The sequence below is a fragment of the Micromonospora sp. NRRL B-16802 genome (assembly GCF_001279555.1).
Classification (GTDB): Bacteria; Actinomycetota; Actinomycetes; order Mycobacteriales; family Micromonosporaceae; genus Micromonospora; species Micromonospora profundi.
Genome location: NZ_LGEB01000068.1, coordinates 1 through 21,995 on the forward strand (window position 1 = coordinate 1; position 21,995 = coordinate 21,995).

General features: G+C 70.1%; 21 protein-coding genes and 1 tRNA gene. 5 read left to right on the forward strand and 17 right to left on the reverse strand.

The window, feature by feature from the left end:
• The 4 genes from ADK66_RS19175 to ADK66_RS19190 all read right to left on the reverse strand — a co-directional run.
• Window positions 1-1,939, reverse strand: a 1,939-nt coding sequence (locus ADK66_RS19175; RefSeq protein ID WP_053657244.1) for a VWA domain-containing protein, incomplete at its 3' end; no start/stop codon positions are given.
• A gap of 2 nt (window positions 1,940-1,941) precedes the next feature.
• Window positions 1,942-3,447, reverse strand: a complete 1,506-nt coding sequence (locus ADK66_RS19180) for a sigma 54-interacting transcriptional regulator (RefSeq protein WP_053657246.1) — start codon at window positions 3,445-3,447, stop codon at window positions 1,942-1,944.
• 84 nt (window positions 3,448-3,531) lie between these two features.
• Window positions 3,532-4,038, reverse strand: a complete 507-nt coding sequence (locus ADK66_RS19185; protein ID WP_157552683.1) for a hemerythrin domain-containing protein — start codon at window positions 4,036-4,038, stop codon at window positions 3,532-3,534.
• Window positions 4,035-5,015, reverse strand: coding sequence for an aldo/keto reductase (locus ADK66_RS19190; protein WP_053657248.1), 981 nt, complete (start codon window positions 5,013-5,015; stop codon window positions 4,035-4,037). Before ADK66_RS19190 ends, ADK66_RS19185 begins: the two co-directional genes overlap by 4 nt.
• Before the next feature lie 70 nt (window positions 5,016-5,085).
• Here ADK66_RS19190 and mgrA point away from each other — a divergent pair, with 70 nt between their 5' ends.
• Window positions 5,086-6,081, forward strand: a complete 996-nt coding sequence (gene mgrA, locus ADK66_RS19195) for an L-glyceraldehyde 3-phosphate reductase (RefSeq protein WP_304438231.1) — start codon at window positions 5,086-5,088, stop codon at window positions 6,079-6,081.
• Between the two features lie 28 nt (window positions 6,082-6,109).
• On the opposite strand, the gene ADK66_RS19200 is transcribed toward mgrA, so the two are convergent.
• Entirely contained in the window at window positions 6,110-7,009 is a 900-nt protein-coding gene (locus ADK66_RS19200; protein WP_053657250.1) for a lytic polysaccharide monooxygenase, read from the reverse strand.
• A gap of 137 nt (window positions 7,010-7,146) precedes the next feature.
• Between ADK66_RS19200 and ADK66_RS19205 the strand changes: the two genes are divergently transcribed.
• A complete protein-coding gene (locus ADK66_RS19205) occupies window positions 7,147-7,269 on the forward strand; it encodes a ribosomal protein bL36 (protein WP_053657252.1) in 123 nt (40 codons plus the stop codon).
• 88 nt (window positions 7,270-7,357) lie between these two features.
• On the opposite strand, the gene ADK66_RS19210 is transcribed toward ADK66_RS19205, so the two are convergent.
• The 3 genes from ADK66_RS19210 to ADK66_RS19220 all read right to left on the reverse strand — a co-directional run bounded on the left by ADK66_RS19210 (window position 7,358) and on the right by ADK66_RS19220 (window position 10,167).
• Window positions 7,358-7,873, reverse strand: a complete 516-nt coding sequence (locus ADK66_RS19210; RefSeq protein WP_053657254.1) for a quercetin 2,3-dioxygenase — start codon at window positions 7,871-7,873, stop codon at window positions 7,358-7,360.
• Between the two features lie 87 nt (window positions 7,874-7,960).
• Complete coding sequence (locus ADK66_RS19215) at window positions 7,961-9,271, reverse strand: FAD-binding oxidoreductase (protein WP_053657256.1); 1,311 nt, start codon at window positions 9,269-9,271, stop codon at window positions 7,961-7,963.
• Window positions 9,268-10,167 (reverse strand): LLM class flavin-dependent oxidoreductase, encoded by a 900-nt coding sequence (locus tag ADK66_RS19220; protein WP_053657258.1) that lies wholly within the window; start codon window positions 10,165-10,167, stop codon window positions 9,268-9,270. Before ADK66_RS19220 ends, ADK66_RS19215 begins: the two co-directional genes overlap by 4 nt.
• 92 nt (window positions 10,168-10,259) lie before the next feature.
• On the opposite strand from ADK66_RS19220, the gene ADK66_RS19225 reads away from it, so the two are divergent.
• Window positions 10,260-10,619 (forward strand): helix-turn-helix domain-containing protein, encoded by a 360-nt coding sequence (locus ADK66_RS19225; RefSeq protein WP_053657260.1) that lies wholly within the window; start codon window positions 10,260-10,262, stop codon window positions 10,617-10,619.
• 106 nt (window positions 10,620-10,725) lie between these two features.
• Here the strand turns inward: ADK66_RS19225 and ADK66_RS19230 are convergent.
• Together ADK66_RS19230 and ADK66_RS19235 are read right to left on the reverse strand one after the other, a co-directional pair.
• A tRNA-Ala gene (locus ADK66_RS19230) sits at window positions 10,726-10,798 on the reverse strand.
• Window positions 10,799-10,885: 87 nt separating this feature from the next.
• Window positions 10,886-11,476, reverse strand: coding sequence for a YqgE/AlgH family protein (locus tag ADK66_RS19235; protein WP_053657262.1), 591 nt, complete (start codon window positions 11,474-11,476; stop codon window positions 10,886-10,888).
• 270 nt (window positions 11,477-11,746) lie between these two features.
• On the opposite strand from ADK66_RS19235, the gene mdlC reads away from it, so the two are divergent.
• A complete protein-coding gene (gene mdlC / locus ADK66_RS19240; protein WP_053657354.1) occupies window positions 11,747-13,342 on the forward strand; it encodes a benzoylformate decarboxylase in 1,596 nt (531 codons plus the stop codon).
• Window positions 13,343-13,354: 12 nt separating this feature from the next.
• Here the strand turns inward: mdlC and ADK66_RS19245 are convergent, their stop codons facing one another.
• The 3 genes from ADK66_RS19245 to ADK66_RS19255 form a co-directional block, all read right to left on the reverse strand.
• Window positions 13,355-14,302, reverse strand: a complete 948-nt coding sequence (locus ADK66_RS19245) for a hypothetical protein (RefSeq protein WP_053657264.1) — start codon at window positions 14,300-14,302, stop codon at window positions 13,355-13,357.
• Window positions 14,303-14,338: 36 nt separating this feature from the next.
• Window positions 14,339-14,872: a hypothetical protein gene (locus ADK66_RS19250; RefSeq protein WP_231640100.1), complete on the reverse strand. Its 534-nt coding sequence runs from the start codon at window positions 14,870-14,872 to the stop codon at window positions 14,339-14,341.
• Between the two features lie 152 nt (window positions 14,873-15,024).
• A complete protein-coding gene (locus tag ADK66_RS19255; protein WP_053657266.1) occupies window positions 15,025-15,717 on the reverse strand; it encodes a hypothetical protein in 693 nt (230 codons plus the stop codon).
• Window positions 15,718-16,359: 642 nt separating this feature from the next.
• Between ADK66_RS19255 and ADK66_RS19260 the strand changes: the two genes are divergently transcribed.
• Window positions 16,360-16,929 carry a GrpB family protein gene (locus tag ADK66_RS19260; RefSeq protein ID WP_197281578.1) on the forward strand — a complete coding sequence of 190 codons (570 nt, stop codon included), beginning with the start codon at window positions 16,360-16,362 and terminating at the stop codon, window positions 16,927-16,929.
• A gap of 127 nt (window positions 16,930-17,056) precedes the next feature.
• Here the strand turns inward: ADK66_RS19260 and ADK66_RS19265 are convergent, their stop codons facing one another.
• The 4 genes from ADK66_RS19265 to ADK66_RS19280 all read right to left on the reverse strand — a co-directional run bounded on the left by ADK66_RS19265 (window position 17,057) and on the right by ADK66_RS19280 (window position 21,972).
• Entirely contained in the window at window positions 17,057-17,752 is a 696-nt protein-coding gene (locus ADK66_RS19265) for a uridine kinase (protein ID WP_157552686.1), read from the reverse strand.
• Window positions 17,753-17,841: 89 nt separating this feature from the next.
• Entirely contained in the window at window positions 17,842-18,267 is a 426-nt protein-coding gene (locus ADK66_RS19270; protein ID WP_053657270.1) for a hypothetical protein, read from the reverse strand.
• Window positions 18,267-20,318, reverse strand: a complete 2,052-nt coding sequence (locus ADK66_RS19275; RefSeq protein WP_053657272.1) for a hypothetical protein — start codon at window positions 20,316-20,318, stop codon at window positions 18,267-18,269. The genes ADK66_RS19270 and ADK66_RS19275 overlap by 1 nt, the downstream gene beginning before the upstream one ends.
• On the reverse strand, window positions 20,299-21,972 hold the full coding sequence (locus ADK66_RS19280) for a hypothetical protein (RefSeq protein WP_157552689.1): 1,674 nt from the start codon (window positions 21,970-21,972) through the stop codon (window positions 20,299-20,301). Before ADK66_RS19280 ends, ADK66_RS19275 begins: the two co-directional genes overlap by 20 nt.
• Between the last annotated feature and the right edge of the window lie 23 nt (window positions 21,973-21,995).

Consider the following 21,995-nt stretch of genomic DNA (forward strand, 5'->3'; position numbering starts at 1 on the left):
GGCGGGAGCGGAGGTAGTCGCTTACTACGTACTCGCCCAGGTCGTCGGTGTCTGGGGTGAACATGCGGCCTCGGCTGCGGCGGGCCACCGCGTCGACGAAGCGGCGCAGACCCGGGTCGTCGCCAAGCATGAACAGGTTGAGCGTGGCACCGTAGCGGCTGAGCCGGTCGACCTCCCGGACGGTCGCCTCGATCGTCTCCGGCAGCGACGGCCAGTGGAACAGCGCCTCCCCGTCGTCCGGATCCAGATGCGCTGTCGGCTCACCGTCGGTGACCACAAGCACCACCGGCTCGGCGTCCGGGTGCCGGCGCAGGTGCCGGGCGGCCAGCCGCAGCGCGTGCTGGAGGTTGGTGCCCTGCTGCATGTCCGGCTCCACCGCTGCCAACTCCTGCTGGGTGAGCGTCATCGCCTCCCGGCCGAAGCCGACGATCTGCAGCGCGTCCTGCGGGAAGCGCGTCTCCATGAGGTGGGCCAGCGCCAGCGCCGTCTGCTTCATCGGCCCCCAACGACCCTGCGAGATCATCGAGTACGACAGGTCGACGCACAGAACCACCGCCGCAGATGCCCGCTTCTCGGTCTCCAGCACCTCGAAGTCGTCCACCACGAGCTGCACCGGCACGCTCGGCCCGGCCCGGGTGACCGCCCGCGTGAGGGTGCGTACGACGTCGATTGGCTGCTCGTCGCCGTACTCCCAGGGTCTTGACGCACCACTGACCTCGCCGGCGGCGCCCGCCGAACGCAGGTCGTGCTGGCCTCGCGGCCCGGCGGTCAGCTCGGCGAAGACCCGCCGCAGTGCGGTCCCGCCGAGCCGGCGCAGCGCCTTCGGGCTCAACGTGAGCCCGTCCGCGTCCCGGCTCACCCAGCCCTGCCGCCGCAACTCCCGTTCCAGCTCGCGCAGCCGGCGCACGTCGTCGGCGGCGTCCCGGCCCAGGGTACGGGCGACCGCGTCGACGTCCACGTCGTCCAGGGTGGCCCCGGGGTGCTCCTGGTCGAGCTGGTCCAGCAGGTCGTCCAGCTCACCGATCTCGCCGAGCGCCCCGGCCGCGTCGGCGTAGTCCAGTGGTTGCTCACCCCGGACCCGCTCGCCGCGCCCCCACCGCAGATCCGGCCGAAGCGCCCGCAGGTTCGCGTCCAGCGCTGACAACTCCCCGGCCAGCCGGTCCCCCAGCGACTGCTGCATCAGACCGGCCAGCTCGGCGCGCTGCCGCTCGGAGAGCGAGTTCATCAGCCGCTCACCGGCCGCCGAACGGCGGGCCAGCACGTCGATCAACTCGTCGACCGTTCCCGGTCGCTCCGGGAAGAACTCGCCGTGCCGGCGCATGAACTCGGCGAACGCGTCGGTGGTGTCCTCCGCGCGACCGTGCCGGGCCAGCAGGTCGTTGAGGTCGCGCATCATCTCGGCCAGCCGCTGCTGCGCGGCCGGATCGGCGGACGCGCGTACCGCGTCACGCAGCCCCGCGAACCGCTGACCGAGGACGTCGTCGCGGAGCTGGTCGAGGATCTGCTGGTACGACCGGCGGGCGTCCTCGCTGGCCCACTGGTAGCCGGCCAGTTCCTCCACCGCCCGCGCGGTGGACCGGGGCAGGTTGTCGAGCACCGCCTCGGCGAACCGCGCGTTGTCGTCGTCGCGGCCCCGCAGCTCGTCCCGCTCGGCGGCGAGCGCCTGGTCGAGCAGGGCACGAGCCCGGGTCACGGCGCCGTCCAGGTCGCCCCGGCGCAGCGCCTCCCGGCGCAACCGTCGCGCCCTGGCCGCCAGGTCGTCGAGGCCACCACGCCCCTGCTGGCCACGACGCAGGAGGTTGCGCAGCGCCTCGCGCAGGCTGCCGCCGGCCAGCACCTCGGCGCCGACCGCGTCCACCGCCTCTTGCACGTCGTACGGGGGCGCGAGCGGGTCGGGTCCGCCGCGCCACTGCCCGTACCGGAACCGGTTGCCGGCCACCGTCAGTCCCGGCCGCCGTAGACGGTGCGCCCCGAGTCGGTGACGTCCTTGCCGAGCCGGCGGGTCAGGTGCAGCCCTTCCAGCACGAACTCGACGGCGGCGGCAGCCTCCTCCGGGGTGGGCGCGTCGCCCAGGCCGAGCCGGTCCATGACCTTGGCCAGCCCGGGTACGGTGCCCACCTGGCGCAGCACCTCGGCGGAGCCGACCAGTTCACCGGTCTCGATGGCCGCGCCCTCCTCGACGAGGGCGGTGAACCCGGACAGGTCCAGCCCGGCCAGGCGGCCCCGGAACGTCTCGGCGGTCGCGGTGCGCAGCAGGTGGGCGAGGATCTCGATCTCCCGCCCCTCCTCGCCGCTCTCGAACTCGACCTTGCCGCGCAGGGTGCTGGTCACCGACACCGCGTCACCAACGCGCGCCACCGCCGCCTCCGATGCAAGGAAGGGCCCCTTGTTATCGCTTTCTGTTGTAGAGGGGGCCCCTCCTAACACCTTGCCGGCGGCGGCCAGCAGACCGGCGCGGCGCAGCGCGGCACCGGCGACGGTCTCCGCTGCGGCGATCGCGAACCGGGCGGAGACGCCCGAGCGGGGGTCGACCGACGGCGACTCCCGCACCGCGCGGGCGAAACGGGCCAACACCTCCAGCACGTGCTCCGGCACCTCGGCGACCAGGTCGGCCTCCTGCCGGATCAGTGCCAGCTCCAACTCCAGGTCGACCGGGTAGTGGGTACGGATCTCCGCGCCGAACCGGTCCTTGAGAGGCGTGATGATCCGGCCCCGGTTGGTGTAGTCCTCCGGGTTGGCGCTGGCCACCAGGAGCAGGTCGAGTGGCAGCCGCAGCTGGTAGCCGCGGACCTGGATGTCCCGCTCCTCCAGCACGTTGAGCAGGGCCACCTGGATGCGCTCGGCCAGATCGGGCAGCTCGTTGACGGCGAAGATGCCCCTGTTGGTACGGGGTACCAGCCCGAAGTGGATGGTTTCCGGGTCGCCGAGGGTGCGCCCCTGGGCGATCCGGATCGGGTCGACGTCGCCGATCAGGTCGCCGACGCTGGTGTCCGGGGTGGCGAGTTTCTCGCCGTACCGCATCGAGCGGTGCAGCCAGCCGACCGGCTGGTCGTCGCCGGCCTCGGCGACCCGGGCGCGGGACGCGGGGGTGAGCGGACGCATCGGGTGCTCGTTGAGCACCGAGCCGGGGATCACCGGGGTCCACTCGTCGAGCAGCGCGCCCAGTGCGCGGATCAGTCGGGTCTTGCCCTGGCCCCGTTCGCCGAGCAGGACCATGTCGTGGCCGGCGAGCAGTGCCCGCTCGACCTCGGGCAGCACTGTGTCGTCGTATCCGACGATGCCGGGAAAGCGGGTCTCGCCGGAGCGCATCCGGGCGAGGAGGTTGTCGCGGAGTTCCTGCTTGACGGTGCGGTACTGGTGACCGGCCGCCCGTAGCGCGCCGAGCGTGCCGGGCAGGTCGGCCGGTGGAACCGGGATTACCGGGGTAGGCGCAGTCACCCGATCCACGCTAGCTCACGTTCATTCAAGGCCCTGAAATAACCGCAAACGACAAGAAGGATCGCAGAACCGACAGTAGCGCCGCCATGACGTTCAGCGGTGGTCAGCGACGTACTGCTGCGGGTCCTTGTCGTGGAACGACAGATTGCGGCCGGCCTTGTGCTCGCCGTAGAAGGTCAACCACCGCTGGCCCAGCTCGGCGCGCAGTTCGGTGCTGGCGTGTCTGCGGAAGTCGGGCAACGCCTCGTCCTCCTCCTCGGCCAGGTGCTCGCTGTTCTCCCGGCGGGCCGTGCCGACGGCATCCCACCAGGGCTTCGAGCCGACCGGGTGCAGTTTGGCCTCGGCGATGGCGTCCCGGATCTTGTTGTGGTCGCCGATGGCGTCGGTGGTCTCGTCTTCCCCGTCGTCGCCGTGCTTGACCAGGTGCGGATAGAGGATCGCCTCCTCTGCCTCGGCGTGGATGTCCAGGTGCAGGGCGAGGGCGTCCCAGATGGCGAGCAGTTCCTGCTCGTCGCGGGCGTCGTCGAGGCGGGCGAAGCCACGCCGGAAGGAGGCGTGGTCGTCAAGGATCAGTGCGGTGATGTCGTCCACTGTGCTCACTTTCCCGATGGGCCGGCGAACCGGGCACGCAGCATCCGGGGCATCGCGGCGAGCCCGGTGACCGGGCGGAACCGTTTGGCGGCGTCGACAAGCGCCGCGTACTCGTCGTCGGCGAGGTCGATGTCGGCTGCTGCGGCGTTGCGTTCCATCTGCTCCACGCCGGACGCGCCGGGGATAGCCAGCACGTTGGGGTGGCGCAGCAGGTACGCGAGGGCGATCTGGCTGGGGGTGGCGTCGTGGGCCTCGGCGACCTGGCGCAGTGTGTCGATCAGAACGCCGCCGCGTTCCAGGTTTTCGGGCAGGAAGTACGGGTTGGCCCGCCGGATCGCGCCGGTAGGCGGGTTCTTGGCGTCGTACCGGCCGGACAGGAAGCCCTGGGCCAGCGGGCTGTACGCGATGACGACCCGGCCGGCCTGCCGGGCGTACGGCAGCAGGTCCTGCTCGGGTGCGCGGTCCAGCATGCTGTAGCGGACCTGGTTGCTGAGCACCCGCCGGCCGAGTGCGGCCTCGGCGGCCTGCCAGCGGCGCAGCCCGTAGTTGCTGACGCCGACTTCGGAGACCAGCCCGACGTCCTGCAACGTCCGCATGCCGCGCATCGTGGTGTGGTCGGCGACAACCGGGTTGGGTTGGTGCACCTGGTAGAGGTCGAGGGTGCTGACGCCGAGCCGGGCGGCCGAGGCGACGGCCCGCTGCTGCACCACGGCGGCCACCGGCAGCACCGGGAAGATCTTGGTGGCGATCGTGACCTTCGGCCGGTCGTCACCGAGTGCCGCGCCGAGGATCCGCTCGCTGCGCCCGAACCCGTAGACCTCGGCGGAGTCGAAGACTGTCACGCCCAGTTCGATGGCGCGCCTGACGATCTGCGCGGCCCGTTGTTCGAAGTCGGGGCCGTAGCCCCACTCCCGGGAGCCGAACTGCCAGGTGCCCAACCCGATCTTGGAGAGCGGCTTGGGGGTGTCGAGGGGGATGAACCGCATGGTGTCGAAACTACCCCCTTGTCCGGGTTCCAACGCCTCATCTCGCGTACCCGGGGGCGGGTCTACGCTCGTGATCGTGACCTACCTCGCCGCGGATGACCGCTACGACACCATGACCTACCGGCGCAGCGGACGCAGTGGCCTGCGGCTGCCCGTCGTCTCCCTCGGGCTGTGGCACAACTTCGGTCCGGACCGCCCGCATCAGCGGCAGCGCGACATCGTCCGGCGCGCCTTCGACCTGGGTGTCACCCACTTCGACCTTGCCAACAACTACGGCCCGCCGGCCGGTTCGGCGGAGGAGAACTTCGGTCGGATGCTCGCCACCGACCTGAAGCCGTACCGGGACGAACTGGTCATCTCCAGCAAGGCCGGCTATCTCATGTGGCCCGGCCCGTACGGCGACTGGGGCTCGCGCAAGTACCTGATCTCATCACTGGACCAGTCGTTGAGCCGGATGGGCCTGGACTACGTCGACATCTTCTACTCGCACCGGTTCGACCCGGACACTCCGCTGGAGGAGACGATGGGCGCGCTTGACGCCGTCGTCCGCGCCGGTAAGGCGCTCTACGTCGGCATCTCGAACTACAACTCCGAGCAGACCGCGCGTGCCGCCGCGATCCTGCGTGAGCTGGGTACGCCGCTGCTGATCAACCAGCCGTCGTACTCGATGCTCAACCGCTGGACCGAGTCCGACGGCCTGCTCGACACCCTGGAGGAGGTCGGCGCCGGCTGTATCGCGTACAGCCCGCTGGCCCAGGGTCTGCTCACGGACCGCTACCTGGGTGGCATCCCCGCCGACTCGCGGGTGCGCACCAGCGTGTTCCTCAACGAGAGCGACCTCAGCGACGAGAAGATGGCCACCATCCGGGGGTTGGGCGAGGTCGCCGAGCGGCGCGGCCAGTCGCTGGCCCAGTTGGCGCTGGCCTGGGCACTGCGTGACCCGCGGATGACCAGCCTGATCATCGGGGCAAGCAGCGTCGAGCAGTTGGAGACCAACGTCGCCGCAGTGGGCAATCTCGACTTCACCGCCGACGAGTTGGCCGAGGTCGACCGGCTGCTGGGCTGAGCGCCGCGGGGTTCGCGGCGGAGCCGGATCACCAGATCCGGCGCCGCCCGGCACGGTGGTTGCGTACCTCGCACTGCCGCCCGACCGGGGCGACGGCTCCGCGTCGCCGGCGGCCCACGCCGACCAGCACCGCCAGGACCAGCACGGTGGCCGCGCCGACCAGCACCGGCCACCGCGCGTCGAGGTCGCGTACCGATGCCACAGGCACGCCCGGGTCGGCCGCCGCCGCCACCGCCGACTGGGCGGCGGCCGGCCTACTCGCCGTGGTACGCGGGACAGCCGGCGCGCTCTTCGCCGTGCCGCTGCGCGCCGCCCGGAACACCACGTCGGAGCAGGAGTAGTAGGTGTCCGGGGTGTTGGAGTTCTGCCAGATCGTGTAGATGAGGTGCCGGCCGCTCCGGCCCGCCGGCAACCGGCCCGCCATCTGGTACGCACCTGCCCGCACCGGCGGGTCGGTCACCGTCAGAAACGGGCGCGACTCCAGATCCGCCCAGGTCAGCGGCGCTCGCGGGTTATAGCCCGGCCTGGTGACGTAGAGCCGGAAGCTGCCCCGGTGCTCGATTGTGGTCCGGTACCGGAACGTGAACTTCGCGCCGGCGGTCAGCTCGGTGCTCGGCCAGTCGGTGCGGGGCAGGTCCAGCCCTCGGTAGGCGGACAGCCCACCGCTGCACAGCTCGCCGTCGGGGATCCGCTCCCGGTCCCGGCCGTTGATCGCGGCCACCCGCACGTTGTCCCACTCCCGGACCGCCGCGCCCGCCGCGACGGCTGCCCGGCAGGCGCTGCTGGCCGCGTACCGGCCCTGCGGTCCGCACGCCGCCGCCCTGCTGATCGGGTCCGTCGGAGCGCCGTGCGCGGCCGCAGGCGTGCCGGCCAGCGGCACGGTCGCGGCGGCGACCAGCACCGTGACGAGCAGCCGGCGTACGGTCATGACGTTGACCTCCCGCCAGTGGTACGGGCGCGGGGAGGCAAAGGTTCGACGCCGGGGGCGCGGGAATCGCGGCATGGGCCAGGGCGTTCCGATAGACGGTACGGATCGAGGCCAGACCCCAGGCCGAGGAGGCAGACATGAAGGTACGCACCTCGTTGCGCGCGCTGAAGCAGAAGCCCGGTTCGGTGGTGGTCCGCCGGCACGGTCGGGTGATCGTGGTGAACCGCGCGAACCCGCAGTGGAAGAGCCGTCAGGGCTGATCAGCCCCGCAACGGACATCGAGTCGCAGACGCCCCGACCGGGAGGTTTCCGGTCGGGGCGTCGCCATGTGTGAGCACACCCGGAGGCTCACTCAGGGAGAATGGTGACGTTCTGCTCAAGCAACTCGTCCACGAGCCTGGCGTAGCGTTCCGGGCCCCACTGGGGTGGCTGTTCTCCGGGCTGGGGCTCGTCTCCGTTATCTACGAAGAACTTCTCGTGTCCGCCCGGGGTGAAGATGACCAGCATTCTGGCGTCGGTGTCGCCCACGTTCTTGAACCTGTGCCGGGTGCCGCGGGGGATGAAGACGAAGTCACCGGCCTCGGCCACCTGGAGTTCATCGCCGTTGAGGAACTCCAGGTGGCCCGACAGCACGTAGAACGCTTCGTCCTCGTTGCCGTGGCTGTGTGCGACCGGTCCGGCCCCGGGTGGCACGGTGGCTTCGATGAGCCCGAGAGAGCCGTTGGTGTCGTCTACGGTGACCTTGATGGTGTAGGTGTCGCCTGCGAGCCACCTGTGGGTGCCCTCGGAGCGCCGGACGAAGACACCGCCGCGAGCGGTCCACCGCGGGTCGTTCTTGTCGGGCACGGGGAACGGGAAACTCATCTGCTACTCCTTGGATTTTTTGCATGGGAGGGCGGCCGGTGCCGCCCTGTTGCGTGGGCTTTCTTGGAGGTTCAGGGAGGAAGCTCGTCAGGCCTTTGCAGATCGGTGCAGGACGCCATCGGGGTCGTAGCGCTTCCACAGCTCGCGGACCCGGGCACCGGTCGGCCCTGGGTAGGCGCGAGCGAATGTCCTCCTATCGGGATGGCTCTCGAAGTTCACGTATCCGCCGTCCACGTGCGGTGCGAAGGCGCCCCAAGCGGTCGAAAGGGCCTTCCGGCCGTACGGTGGGAACGTCGAGGCGATGACAAGCGCTTTGTGGTGACGATGTGGGTAGGCGGTGGCGGCCGGGTCAAGGTCGTTGGCGGCGCCGCCGAGTGAGCGCATCTGGATCAGGACCGGGTCGCGGCCCGTCACCGCCTTCACCAGGGCGCGGGCGGCGTCGCGGTTGATGTCCGCGAACAGTCCGTTGGTGGTGTTGGTGGGCATCTGGCCGGTATTCGGGTGCAGATGCGCGGGCGGGACCATATTCGAGTACGGGACGATATGAGCCTGTTGGACCGTGATTCCCCTGATATCGAGGAGAGGCTGAAGGGCTCGTTGGATCGTGGCCGGCTTGTTCGAGGCCACGACGGCGGTGATGGAGGCGACCGGCGTGATGCCTTGGGAGGCCAGTGTCACCGCCGTCGTCAGTTCACGTGGCGCGGCCGCCATGACGGCACCCCAGCGCTGCAGGTTGCCGCCCGCAGAGTCCACTCGCATGACGAGCTGGGCGAACCCGACGTCGCGCAGTTCGATGGCCTCGATCTCGAAGGCCACCGCGATCCCCGCACCGGCTCCCGCACCGCGCATCACCCACAACAGATCGGGCTCGGTGGCGGCATCGGCGCGGACCTGGGTGCCGTCGGGCAGCACCACCTCCACTGCGCGGACGTGGTCGATGGTGAGTCCGTAGTGCCGGACGAGCCATCCGATGCCGCCGGCCGTTGCCAGGCCTCCGACACCGACGTTGCCGTGGTCGCCGGAGCTGATAGCCAGTCCGTGCGGGGCGAGTGCCTGCGCGACCTGCGCCCAGCGGGCGCCCGCCTCCACCCGTACCAGGCGCGTACGGCGATCGAGGACGTTGACGCGGCGCATCGCGCTCAGATCGATGACGAGTCCGTCGTCGTTCGTGGCGCTTCCGGACAGGCCGTGCCCGCCACTGCGGACCGCGAGAGGGAGATTCCGCTCGCGGGCGAGCCGCAGCGCCACAGCGACGTCATCGGCCGACTTGGCGAGGACGACTGCTGCGGGCCGGCCGACGGTGGTGTACGTGGAGCGGAGCAGACTGTAGCGAGGATCGCCCTCGGTGACGATTTTGCCGGTCAGGCCGGCCGGGACGGTGCCAAGGCGCGTGGTCATCGTGTACTCCTGAGGGCTTCGACGCGATCGCGGACCGCCGGGACAACCTCGGAGGCAAAGATCGAGAGCTGGTTTTCGTGGTCGGCCACGGGCCAGAACACGAAGGTGTCGAAGCCGAGGACGACCACCCACTCGCTGAGCGTGTCCACCCATTGGCGCACGTCACCCACAAGCCCCTGGGCGCCCCGGAAATGCCCGATGGCACCGATCACGTTGTAGATTCGGCGAACCGATTCCGGGGCGCGTCCGGCAGCCGTAGCCGCCTCATCGATGATCTGCTGGCGGGCGAGCACTTGCTGCGGCGGCACGTAGATGTTCAGCGGCGAAACCCACCCGTCCGCCGACCTGCCCGTGACCGCCAGCATCTTGGGCCCCTGGGCGCCGAGCCAGAGTCCGACGGGCTTGGGCGGCCGGGGGCCGGCGCGATAGCCGGTCACCGAGTGATGGGGGGTTTGCAGTCGCACGGTGTCCGCGGCCAGGGCCGCGCGCAGGAGCATGAGTGACTCCTCCGTGAAAGTGACCATCTGTCCGCCGCGTCGGGGCACACCGCCCATTGAGGCGATCGCGTCGGCAAAAGCGCCACCGCCGACGCCGAGGTGGATGCGACCGTCGGTGAGCACGCTCAGCGAGGCGGCGGCCTTGGCGAGCATCGTTGGCGGACGCAGTTGCAGGTCCGCCACGTCGGTGAAGAAGGAGATGCGCTCCGTGGCGACAGAGAGGCTGCTGATCAGAGTCCAGCTGTCTAGGTGCCCCGGCTGGTAGGGATGGTCCTGCACCGCGAGGAGGTCCAGGCCGACGTCCTCGGCCAAACGCGCGAGGCGCCGGGTCTGGTCCAGTGACGCGGCCGAGGGATCCAGGCTCAGCCCGAAGGAGAGTGGGCGTCCGTAGTCGGTCATGGGTCCACGATGCGGCGGACGGCACGTCCCGCCAAACGACCGGTAAGATACTTGTTTTTAGTAAGTAGCCAAGAGGCTCGGAGGTCGCAGAAATGACCAACACCCAGCCGCTGCGCCCGCAACGCAGCTCGATCCACGATGACACTTGCCCGAGCTTCGAGGAGGCGCTCGAGCTGGTCGGGCGCCGCTGGACAGGCTCGATCTTGGCCGCCGCCGCCCAAGGTGCTCGCCGCTTCGGCGAGTACCGCGCCACCATCGATGGCATCTCCGACCGGTTGCTGACGCAGCGTCTGAAAGAACTCGAGGCAAACGGGCTCATCGAGCGGACCGTGATCCCCAGCACGCCGGTGCAGATCCGGTACGACCTCAGTGCGGACGGCAGGGCATTGGTGCAAGCCCTGCAGCCGCTGACGAAATGGAGCATCCAGCGTTCCGCCCGGCGCGCACGGTAGCCCTGCGGCCGGTCGGATGCCCTGGCACTGACCGACGCCCACAGAGGCCAGGAACGAGAAAAGCCCTGGCGAGGGATTCGCTCCCCCACCAGGGCTTTTGCAAGGGTGGAGCCGAGGGGACTCGAACCCCTGACCCCCACACTGCCAGTGTGGTGCGCTACCAGCTGCGCCACGGCCCCTTGCTGTCGTCCCGGTCGCCCGGGCACTGGGAAACTATACACAGACCGGCCCGCATGGTCATCTCGCGGGGGTCCCGCCGTCCGGGATCAGTTGAGCGCCACGTCCGGCGGGAAGTGCGCCACGGCGGCCATCATGCCGCCCTGCCGGCGCAGCACCATCGGCCACAGGTCGTCGGGGCGGTCGACGAAGGCATCACCGGGCAGGGCGTCCAGCAGGAACCAGGACCCGTCGGCGATCTCCTGCTCCAACTGCCCGCTGCCCCAGCCGGAGTAGCCGGCGAAGACCCGGATGCCGCCGACGCTCTCCCGCAGCTTCTCCGGGTCGACTGAGAGGTCGATCGTGCCGACCGCCCCGGACACCTGGTGGAAGCCCTTGAGTCGGCGCAGCGGTTGCCGCATCCGGGCCAGGCAGATGGCCGAGTCGGGCTGCACCGGCCCGCCTTCGAAGAGCACTGCCGGTTCGCGGGCCAGGTCGCTCCAGTCGCCCAACACCTCGGCGACCGGAACCTCGGTGGCACGGTTCAGCACCACGCCGAGCGCGCCGCCCGGCTCGTGGGCGACCAGCAGCACCACCGTACGGTCGAAGTTTGGGTCCTTGAGGGCCGGAGTCGCGACCAGCAGCCGCCCGGTCATCGACTCCACTGCCCGTCCGCCGATCGCCTGGCCCTCTCCCTGCATCCCACCTACCCGTCAGTCGAGACCCCGGTCCGGGATCCGCCACCCGTCGGATCCGGACAGTGTGTCGGGATCAGCCGCGCCGTCAACGCCATGCCTGGCACCTTAGCCTGCGTCCCGGGTGCTGGATAAGGTCTGACCGGCGGGTGATCGGAGCAGCATCACCGACGCTGGAGAAACGCCCGAAAGGTCCGTCACATCCCGATAGATTCGGCTGGTCGGGAGGGCGACCACGATCGTCCCTGCGCGTATTCGACACGGAGGCAGGTGGCGATGGCAACGGTCCGGGACGCGACGTACGACGTGCTCCGCAGCCTCGGCATGACCACCGTGTTCGGCAATCCCGGTTCCACCGAGGAGCCGTTTCTGCGGGACTTCCCGGCCGACTTCCACTACGTCCATGCCCTGCACGAGGCCACGGCGGTCGCGATGGCCGACGGGTACGCCCAGGTCACCGGCATGCCCGCGCACGTCAACCTGCACACAGCCCCCGGCACCGGCAACGGCATGGGCAACCTGGTCACCGCCTGGCACAACAAGACACCGCTGATCGTCACCGCCGGCCAGCAGACCCGGGAGATGCTGCTGCTCGAACCCCGGCTGACAAGCCGTCGGGCCGTCGAACTGCCCGAGCCGTACGTCAAGTGGAGCTACGAGCCGGTCCGCGCGCAGGACATCCCGGCGGCGCTGCTGCGGGCGTACGCGACGGCCGTTCAGCCACCGGCCGGGCCGGTCTTCCTCTCCCTGCCGATGGACGACTGGGCCAAGGAGGCCGAGGCGGCGCCCGTCCCGCGGTCGGTGGCCACCCGGTTCGGGCCGGATCCGCACCGGTTGGCCGAGTTCGCCCGGGTGCTGGCCGGCAGCCGCAACCCGGTGCTGGTGTTCGGGCCGGGGGTGGACCGCTCCGACAGTTGGTCGACGGCGGTCACGCTTGCGGAGCGGCTGGCCGCACCGGTCTGGTCCGCCCCGGCACCGGAACGGGCCGTCTTCCCGGAGGACCACCCGAACTTCCGTGGCGTGCTGCCGTTCGCGATCGAACCCCTGGCCGAGGCACTGGACGGGCACGACACGGTGCTGGTCATCGGCGCCCCGGTGTTCCGCTACTACCCGCACGTGCCCGGTGATCACCTGCCCGCCGGCACCCGACTGCTGCACGTCACGGACGACCCGGACGAGGCCGCCCGCGCCCCGGTCGGGGACAGCCTGCTCGGCGACCCCGGGCTGACCCTCACCGCGCTGCTCGACCTCGTCCCGCGCACCGACCGGCCGCCCCCGGCACCCCGGAGCGCCCCCGCGCCGCCGGAGATCACCACGCCGCTGAGCGCCGACGCCCTGTTCGCCGCGTTGGCGACGCACTGGCCCGAGGACGGCATCCTGGTCCAGGAGTCCCCGTCGAACCTGTCCGCGCTGCGCCGCCGGCTGCGGATCACCCGTCCGGCGTCGTACTTCACGATGGCCAGCGGCGGCCTCGGCTACGGCCTGCCGGCGGCGGTCGGCGTGGCGCTGGCGCAGCGGGACACCGGACGTGCACGCCCGGTGGTGGCGGTGATCGGCGACGGTTCGTTCCACTACTCGGTGCAGGCGCTGTGGACCGCCGCACGCCTGTCGCTGCCTGTGGTGGTCATCGTCCCGGTCAACAAGCAGTACGCGATCCTGAAGTCGTTCGCCGAGCTGAAGGACACCCCAGGGGTGCCGGGACTGGACCTGCCGGGGCTGGACGTCACGGCGATAGCGGCCGGCTACGGCTGCGCCACCGCTGTGGTGGAAACCCCCGACCAGCTCGGCGCGGCGCTCGCCACCGGCCTGCGTGCCGACCGTCCGACAGTGCTGCCGGTGCCGATCAGCACCGACGTACCCAAGATCCTTTGAAGTGGCGCCCGGTCAGCGGGGAGCGATCGACAGTGGAGCCCCACTGAACACGTCGAGCACGGGCCGCGCCCCCAGCGGGGCCGCCAGGGTTACGGTTACCGGCTCGACCTTGAGCATGTCGATGCACTCACCGGCGGCCCGGGTGACCGCGCCGCCGACCACCACCACGTCCGGGCGTTCCCGCACCAGCGGTGTGATCCCGGTGTCGCACGCGCCGACACCGAGCCGCACGGTCAGCCGTACCCCGTCGACCGCCACCAGGTCCTGGGCGGCCACCAGCCCGTCGGCCAGCGGCACCGCCGGCGCGGTGGGCTCGGGGACCGGGGCGACCGCCGTGGGCGCGACCGCGAGCCGGGCCACCGGGGTGGCCAACTCCTCGACCGCGAACAGCCAGGCCGGGATCTGAGCCTCCCCCCGACTGGTACGCACCGGCACCGCGCCGAGCGTGACACCGGTGACTGTCAGCGAGAGGCAGGCGGTAGGCGACGAACTGGTGGACCAACCGTCCGGCCCCGGCTCCACAGTGGGGCCGCCCGGGCTGGGAAGGCCGGGCCGCTTGGGCCGACCCGGGCACGGCAGCGGGTCACCCTGGTCGAGCTGCCGGTACGCCTCGGCCGCGCTGACCAACGGCACGACCGAGCGGCCGTCCGGGAAACGGATCTCCCCGTCGCCCACGCCAGCCGACGGGATGGGGATCTGCGCCCGGTACCAGCCGGCACGGAAGGCCGCCTCCGTATCCGCGGTGAAGCGCGGGTCGCCGGGCAGCACCGTCGGCCCCTGCAACGGGACGTACCCGGTGCGCCAGGCCGGGCCAGGTCGCCACGCGTCGGCGACCTCGGCGGCCCGCTTGTCGAACGCCTCCGCGCGGCCACCGGGACCACCGGCGGGCTCGCCGCCGGTCGCGGCGCAACCAACCCCGAAGAGCAGCGGGAGTACGAGCAGAACGGCCTCTCGACGCATGCCGGGTTCGACGCACCCGCCAGCACCCCGGTTCCCTCAGGTCTCACCCCCGAGATCCGTCTGGTACGCCTGCCAGAGCAGCTCGGCGCCCCGCCGCCGGTGCCGGGTCAACGCCCGCAGCAGGTGGCCCGCCCGGTGCCGCAACTCGTCGAGGCTTGCCTCGGGCCGCTCTGCGAGCCGCTGCACGGCGAGCATCGTGGCGACGATCGCGGCATGCTCCAGGGTCAGCAGCCGAACCCTGTGGTCCAGGCGAGGCGAATGCGTGAGCAACTCCCGGTAGAGGCCGGCAGGGCCCTCGGTGACCCGGACGTGCTCGGCGAAACCCTGGCCGACCGGACGCAGCCGGCGCAGCACGTTCTCGCGCCAGCACGACTCGACCGTCGCGTCGGCGACGGCCCGGGCGAGGGCGTGCACGTCACCGGCGAGCCCGGCGGAACGCGGCTGACCGGGCAACCCGACGGGGGACGCCGCTCTGCCGTTGTGCGATTCGGGGGTGAGCCCGGTCGCCCACGGATGGGCGGTGGCTGACCGGGTGGTGACTGACGGCTGCTGGACCGGACCGGTGACCATGGCACCTCCCGCGCGGCGCTGCTACCCCATACCGCGATGGTGAACCCGCTCACGTGCGCTGTCCAGATGCCCTGACGGCCTCATCTGCACCATTGGTCACAGCGTTCACTCCAACCCCGTGACGGCTCAGTGAGCGCCACCGGGTGGGTCGATCAGGTCCTGCGCCGGTGCTCTGCCAGGCGACGCAGGTCGCCGGCGACGGCGTACGCCTCGCTGTCCCGCCTCTCGCTGTCCCGCCCCTCGTCGGGTCGACCCGATGTGATCGCGTCGGCAAGTGCCAGCAGTTCGGGCGGCGGTAGCGTGGCCAGCCCCATCCCCCGCAGCGGCAGCATGATCCGGTGCCCGCTGTCCCGATCGGTGGCCATGACGACCGGCAGGCGGTGTCCACGGGCCCGCATGTCGTCCCCTGTCTCGCGTTCCGACATCCCTCGCGAGTCGATGACCGCTGTGGCGAGGTCGACGGTACGGCTGCGCAGCGCTCCCCGGACCCGTAGCCGGCTGCCATCCAGCCAGGCGGCCGTACGGAGCACCCGCAGCACCAGGTAAACCCCGAGCACTGCACAGGGCAGCCCACACAGCCCGGCCAGCGGGCCGAGAGTCGGCTGGTCCTCACCGCCGGAGTCCTGCAGGGAGGGCGGCAGCATCCCCGGCGGCAGATCGCGTGCCTCCTCATAGGAGGCGAACCCGTCCCCCGGGCCGGTCAGACGCCGCAGCAGCCCGTCGGCGATCAGTGGCAGCAGCACGAACGCGGCACCGACGGCGGTGACGAAAACGCCGACCACCACCGAGAGGGTGCGCTGGCCGGGTGACGCGCCAACGGACAGGCGCAGCTCCTGGTTCGTCACAGCGGCAGCGTAGGCGAACCCTCCCGCGCCAGGCACCCGCCCCGCCCTCCGGCACCCCTGGGCTGCGCCCCCGGGCCGGCGCCACCGGGCCGGCGCCGCCGGGCCGGCGCCGCCGGGCCGGCGCCGCCGGGCCGCCGCATTACCGGCGCTGCCAGGGCTGCCGCGCGGCTGGCCGGGCGTGATTGACTCGCTTTCAAGGAAATCGCGGTATCCCAACGTTCCGGATGCCCCGGTTTCAAGGAAGCCGAGTCGATCATCGCTTCGGGACGCCGGTCCGACCCAGCTCGCCGACGAACACGGTCGACGCCGGCGACGAGTTGCGACCTCGGGAACTCGCGGTCACGCGTTGCCACCCTGGGACTGGCGCCCGCCGTGGGAGTGGCGGTGAAGCGTTCGGCCCCGGGTGGCGCAGAAACGGCGATGCGCCCCGGCTGGTGGGCCGGGGCGCATCGTTCGAGGTGGTGGAGCCGAATGTCAGGAAGTGCGGTGTCTTCCTGGTCCGACGGCCGGGTTTTTGATCAATGTCCGGGAGAAGGAACGGCGCTCCGTCAACGTGATGGGTTACGACCCGCGCGGGCTCGTCGTCCGGCTGGGGGTGGGGCGGCAGATCATTTCTGCGTGCTGCCGGTAGCGTCTGCTGCCGTGCCGTTTCCTGACGAACGTCTGCAAGTCGCGGTGGTTGACTATCGGCCCAGCTGGGCGGCGGATTTCAACGCGCTGGCCACCAAGCTCTGTGACGCGCTGGGCGACGGTGTGGTCGGGATCGACCACGTCGGGTCGACCTCGGTGCCGGGGCTGCCGGCGAAAGATTGCATCGATGTCCAGGTAAGGGTGGCCGCGATCGATGAACCGACGATGGTCGTGCTGTTCAGCGCGATCGGTTTCCGCTGCCGGCCGGAACCGTGGAACCGCTCGGAAAAGTCGGCTGGGCGCGAGTACCGAAAGTTAGTCTTCGCGCCTGCGGTTGGAGCCCGCCGATGCAACGTTCACGTCCGGGAAAGTGGTGGCGGCAACGCCCGATACGCCCTGCTGTTCCGCGACTTCTTGCGTGCCGACAGGGACGCCCGGCGGGCGTGGGGTGCGTTCAAGCAACGGCTGGCGAAGAGTGTGCCGGACCTGATGGACTACGGACAGATCAAAGCCCCGGCCACGGACGTCCTCATGGCGGCGGCAGAGCGGTGGGCGGCCGACACCGGTTGGAGTGTCGTCTGACGACTCGGAAGTCGTCCTGGATTCGTTCAGGTGCTCCGCTGCCGATCCGGGTTGGGCTGAGGCTGATCACGTAGCCGCCGAGCGACGCTCGCGCGGTAGCCGATGATCCGCGGCCGGGCAGCCTCCGTCAGTACTCACCACCTTGGATAGGAAGATCACGCAGGATGCAGGGCGCCTTGAAGTCGCGGTTGTCGATGAGGATGTCGGCTCGTTCGGCCGGGTGAATTTCGGCCAGGTAAAGCTCCTCGCCGGGTATGTAGTACGAGCGGTACCGGTCAGCCGCCGCCTCCGCCGAGTCCATCCACGCTTGATCGCGGATCGTGCCGCGGTGCAGCACGTCCGCCACCTCGATGTGGAGGTAGATGCGTAGATCCCAGTGTGGTGATAGGTCCGGCTTCTGCAGGAACCCGCCGTCCGCCACGAGGATCGCGTCGTCCGTAGCCACGTGGACGCCGGAGTCGATGGGCGTACGACCGCTGAAATCCATGATCTGGGTGCGGTAGCGACGGTTGCCGCCCGGACCGAGCGGGGCCAGCAGCTCGTCGCGGATGGCGTCGACGTCGAACATCTCGAAGTAGTAGTTCTCCGGTGAGCCGGACGGGTATCGCGTTCGCAGATCGACATGTCGCTTGAAGTGGTCGATCATGACCCGCAGCACGGGTCGTGTCGTCTTCTCACGCAGGGTGGTAGCCAGTTCGTCGGCCAAGGTGGTTTTGCCTGCCGCGGAGTGGCCGTCGATCCCCACGCGGGTCGGATGATCCAGCGGCAGCGCGAGAATCCGATCGGCCAATCCGCTAAGCATCTGCTGCCGTGTCGTGGTCATCGAGGGAATGATGCCAGAGGCTGAGCGCGCCGGCGCAGAGTGCCGCGTCAACGGGCAGGCCCACAACCGGATCGCGGACGTTCAGGTGTTCATCGGCGAGTCCTGTTGCGGCCGAGGCTGATCACGTCGGCGCCGGAAGCGGGTGCTTCGGCGAGTTCGAGGTGGTGGGCGAGGACTGCTATGGCGAAGCGGTCGAGGGCGGCTTCGAGTTCGGTGATTTTCTGGTTCTTCTCGCGCAGGGTGTGGCGTAACTCGTGCAGCTGCTGCTCCTGGGGGCTGCGGCGGCCGGCCTCGGGGTCGGACAGTTGGGCGAAGCGTGCAGTCAGGTTCCACGGGGAGTTCTCCTCGACGTCGCGGCGGAAAGCGCGGGCGACGGCGTCGTGGCTGAGGCCGGTGATCCGTTCGAGTTCGCGTTTGGTTCGCCGGGCCTGCGGGTCGTGGCTGAGTTGGGTGATGGCGTCGGCGACGCGTTGCATGACCTCGTCGGTGAGTCGCTTGCGGGCCGGGCTGGGCATCAGGCGCCCTCCTGCTGGCTGCCGGAGCGGATGTCGGTGATGATGCGGCTGTAGAGGGTGCGCTGAGCGCCGAGGTCGTCCAGGAGCGCGGGGTGTCCGCGGCCGGAGTCGAGGAAGTCGTCGATGCGCTTGATGTGGGCCTGGACTGCGGGAAGGTGTGGTTGTCGGAAGACGGCGTTGCCGCAGCAGGCTCCGCGGCAGACGCCTTCGGCGAGTTTCGGGCCGCCGGGCCCGCATGCGGCGCGTGCTTCGTTCCACATGCAGTCGTTGAAGAATCCGAGATGGTATCGGTCGGCGAGGTTGTCGATGGTCCGGGCGGCGCGCTGCGGGTCGGCGACGACTTGGGCTCGGATCGTGTCGAGTTCGCTGGTAGGGGCTCCGGCGGTGGGCGCGGCGTCGAGGATGATCGCGGCGGTCTGTTCCCGGGCGATGATCTGCCGGTTCTTGCTGAACAGGCGGGCGACCTGTTGCTGGCTGTCGGTGGCGTAGCCGGTGGTGGTCCGCAGCGCGGCGTGGCCGAGTTGTATACCGAGGCCGAGCTCGGCGCCGGGGTATTGGGCGGCGTAGACGCAGAACGACCGGCGCAGGGTGACCTGGTTGATGTTGGCTGCCGGGGTCGGTCGGATGGGTTGGAGCCCGAGCCCGTGTCCGCGACCTGGCCTGGCAGCCGGACTGGCGTTGACGAAATCGATCAGCCGTGGGATGTCGCGCTGGGGTGCGTAGGCGCCTGCGTTGATCGCGGACCTGGCGAACAGCTGTGTGGGATGGGGCGACAACGCGGCGAGCACTTCGATGGTTCTGAATACCGGCGGCGGCGCGAACCAGGACCGGCGATGGCCATCCGGACTGGTGGCGCCCTTGAACTGGACGCTGCGCAGCGCGGGCAGTCCATCGCTGATGGTCGCGGTGTCGCGGTGCAGTTCCTGCAGTTCGCTGTCACGCATGCCGGTCAGCGACGCCAGCAGGATGTACCCGGCAGCACGAAGGACACTGACGAAGAACTCAAGTTCGCCGAAGCCGATCTCGTCGATCCAGGGCCGCTCGGTCTGGCCGTCGAGCCTCACGGTGACCCTCGGCGACCAGAGACCTCCGAATTCGGACCGCTCAGGATCCCGAGCCATGTCAGTGATCAACGCCTCGGCCTCGGGCCGGCAGGTCTTGTGGCTGCGTTTGAAGATGTTGTTGCTGATGCCCAGCTGCCGGCAGAGCAGCCGACGATTAGGTTCCCCCCGCTTCGGCTGGCCACGGCCATAGCCGGTTTGCAGCGGGACTCGGCCGCCCTCCGCGGCCCAGGAGCACAGCACTGCCCAGGAACTTGTGCCACCCTGAGCGCGGGCGGGGCGTGATTCTGCGGCTTTGGCCGCAGCGAGGATGTCGGCGGAGAATCGGTCGACGATCGTCCACGCTGCTGCGACAGCGGGCGCCCAGGTGTCCCAGCTCAGTGGCGGGGTTTTGTTCTCCACCGGCGCGACCACTTCAGCCACGTTGGTTGCCGAACGTGCTCCCCACGGTTGGAACCCGAGACCATCGCCAGAAAGTACCGGTGCGAAGTGACGCAGCAACTTGATGGCAAGGACATAGTTGCGGACCGTGTCCGGCGACACCGGCTCCCCATCAGGGCGGTAACTGCCGTCCCGGAGCGCCGCCAGCAGCAGATCGGCGTCGAGCTGGGCCCACGACGCTGGTCCGGGTAGTCCTCGGCTGGCAGACCAGTGAGCGACCGTGCGTAGCCGCACGAAGGTGTTGACGAGGGTGTCCACCGGCGCAGGCCTGCCGCGGCGGACGATGCCGGCCTCGACCACGAGGGGATGATCGGGCTGAGCCAGAACCATCAGAAGCTCACGGATGGTGAGCGACCAACGGCCTGGGATCTTCGCGAAGTTCATCCGGCGATCGGGAAAGTTCGTGCGCCTGATCAGCGGTGTTAAGTCCCACACCGCGTCGCCGAAACGGGGCCCGTCGGGGACGTGCGCGAAGACGAGTTCGTCGTTGCTGAACGTCGCGCTCGCTGCGGGCGGCGGTGCCGCGAGGTCAGGCTGGAACATCGGCACCGCCAAGACCGTTGACCAGGCCCACATCAAGCAGGACCTCGCCGGTGTGCTCCTGGGCAGCGGCAACGTCCGCGGCCGGGAAGCTGGGCAGGATCACCTGAGTGACGAACTCGTGGACCGGTTTGTGGTGCTCCTGCCAGAACGTGATGTTGCCGGTCCGCTCGGGAGCGGTCAACTGCTTCAGCCGCAGCACTGCGGGAAGGTGCTGACGTGTGATCAACGCATTGGGGCAGGTGTAGCACGCGCCGGTGGTGGAGACCGGGCAAAGCCCGCCGCCGGCGACGTGCGGCGAGTCGTGTGGGTCGCGGCAGGCTGCGACGCCCGTGTCGAGACGCCCGGTGAGTAGCCGCCCGGCGGTGTCCCGGTCGAGCGTCGGCGCGTCATGCCCGGCCGCAAGCAGCTCCTCCGCGGCGGGCGTGACGATCGTCGGGCCGGCCACCGCGGTGTCGAAACGTTCCCCGACGGCCTGCATGAGGATCCGACCGGCCTCGGCTCGCAGCACGGTCGAGTTGCTGTAGTGCTCGAAAAAGGTCCGGGCGGTGTGCCGACGCCGGGAGCGCAGGTAGGTCCCCGGCGCGGCGAGGGCTTCCCGCGTGGTGGCTGTCTTGCGCAACCGCCTGAAGCTGACGGGTTCACTGAACGCGTCGCCCTCGGCGCGGTGGCGGTTCAGCCACGCCCGCAGCGTCCGGGACTTGGTGGCCCAGAACATCTCGACAGCCACGCCGCCGTCGTCCGTCAACCACAGACTGGACGAGTCCGACGTCTCTCGTGCCCCAGCGGTCAGCGTGATCAACGCTGACAGCGCGGCGAACACCCGGCCATCGGCACGGGTGTAGACCTGTTGGTAGCGCTCGCTCGAGCGGGTCTTGAGGTAGCGGACACAGTACGAACGCACGGCGCGGCGCTGCACGAGCGCTGCGAGTCGTCCGGTGGGCGCCAGGCACTGCAGCCCGTCGTCGCGGCCCGGCACCGCGGTGGCGATGATGTCGCCGATAGTCAACCGTCGCAGCACCTCCGGCGGTTCGCCCGTGCCCAGCGACAGCAGCACGTGCAACGCGATGACGACGTCTGCCGCCGGCGCCGACCGCGCGTCCGAGCCCCGGCGCTCGGCCAGTGCTTGCCTGACAACCCCGCGGGCGATCGCGTGGATCCGGTCGGCTTCGCCAGCCGGAAGTTCCACCTCGCCGTCGCGTCGGACATGGCTCAGGCGGGTCTCACGTTCCAGACGGGCGACGACTTCGCCGTGCAGCAGCCCCGGACAGTCATCGTTGATCCGGCGTAGCAGCGCGAACAGGAAGACTGCCCGCCGGTAGCTGGTATCGGTTCTGCTTTCACGCTGAGCCGCGAGCAGGCCGGCTTCCCAAGAATCGAGGTGCCGGCGTCGCAGATCGGGAAGGTCAAAGTCGTTGTCGCGGCCCGTGTCTCGCAACTGCGCGTCCAGGTCGCGAAGGAAACCCCGGACGGCGCCGTGCACCTCGCCGACGCTTCCGTGGATCTCGGGACAGATCTCCAACCACTTGTCGGCGATCCGCCTGGCGAGCAACGGCATCGTATGCTCGTCCGGCCGCAGGTAGAAACGCCGCGCCCGGCCATAGACGGTGTCCTGCCAGACCCGCGGACCGTATTCATCAGGGTCCGTGCTCGCCGCGGGCACTGGGCCGACGGCACCGACAGGAG

Coding starts and splice junctions, on each gene's coding strand:
- ADK66_RS19190 (WP_053657248.1), bottom strand. CDS start 5,015: ATGCGGTTCATCCCCCTCGACACCCCCAAGCCGCTCTCCAAGATCGGG.
- ADK66_RS19200 (WP_053657250.1), bottom strand. CDS start 7,009: ATGACCGTACGCCGGCTGCTCGTCACGGTGCTGGTCGCCGCCGCGACC.
- ADK66_RS19205 (WP_053657252.1), top strand. CDS start 7,147: ATGAAGGTACGCACCTCGTTGCGCGCGCTGAAGCAGAAGCCCGGTTCG.
- ADK66_RS19210 (WP_053657254.1), bottom strand. CDS start 7,873: ATGAGTTTCCCGTTCCCCGTGCCCGACAAGAACGACCCGCGGTGGACC.
- ADK66_RS19225 (WP_053657260.1), top strand. CDS start 10,260: ATGACCAACACCCAGCCGCTGCGCCCGCAACGCAGCTCGATCCACGAT.
- ADK66_RS19245 (WP_053657264.1), bottom strand. CDS start 14,302: ATGCGTCGAGAGGCCGTTCTGCTCGTACTCCCGCTGCTCTTCGGGGTT.
- mdlC (WP_053657354.1), top strand. CDS start 11,747: ATGGCAACGGTCCGGGACGCGACGTACGACGTGCTCCGCAGCCTCGGC.
- ADK66_RS19235 (WP_053657262.1), bottom strand. CDS start 11,476: ATGCAGGGAGAGGGCCAGGCGATCGGCGGACGGGCAGTGGAGTCGATG.
- ADK66_RS19250 (WP_231640100.1), bottom strand. CDS start 14,872: ATGGTCACCGGTCCGGTCCAGCAGCCGTCAGTCACCACCCGGTCAGCC.
- ADK66_RS19270 (WP_053657270.1), bottom strand. CDS start 18,267: ATGCCCAGCCCGGCCCGCAAGCGACTCACCGACGAGGTCATGCAACGC.
- ADK66_RS19265 (WP_157552686.1), bottom strand. CDS start 17,752: ATGACCACGACACGGCAGCAGATGCTTAGCGGATTGGCCGATCGGATT.
- ADK66_RS19220 (WP_053657258.1), bottom strand. CDS start 10,167: ATGACCGACTACGGACGCCCACTCTCCTTCGGGCTGAGCCTGGATCCC.
- ADK66_RS19215 (WP_053657256.1), bottom strand. CDS start 9,271: ATGACCACGCGCCTTGGCACCGTCCCGGCCGGCCTGACCGGCAAAATC.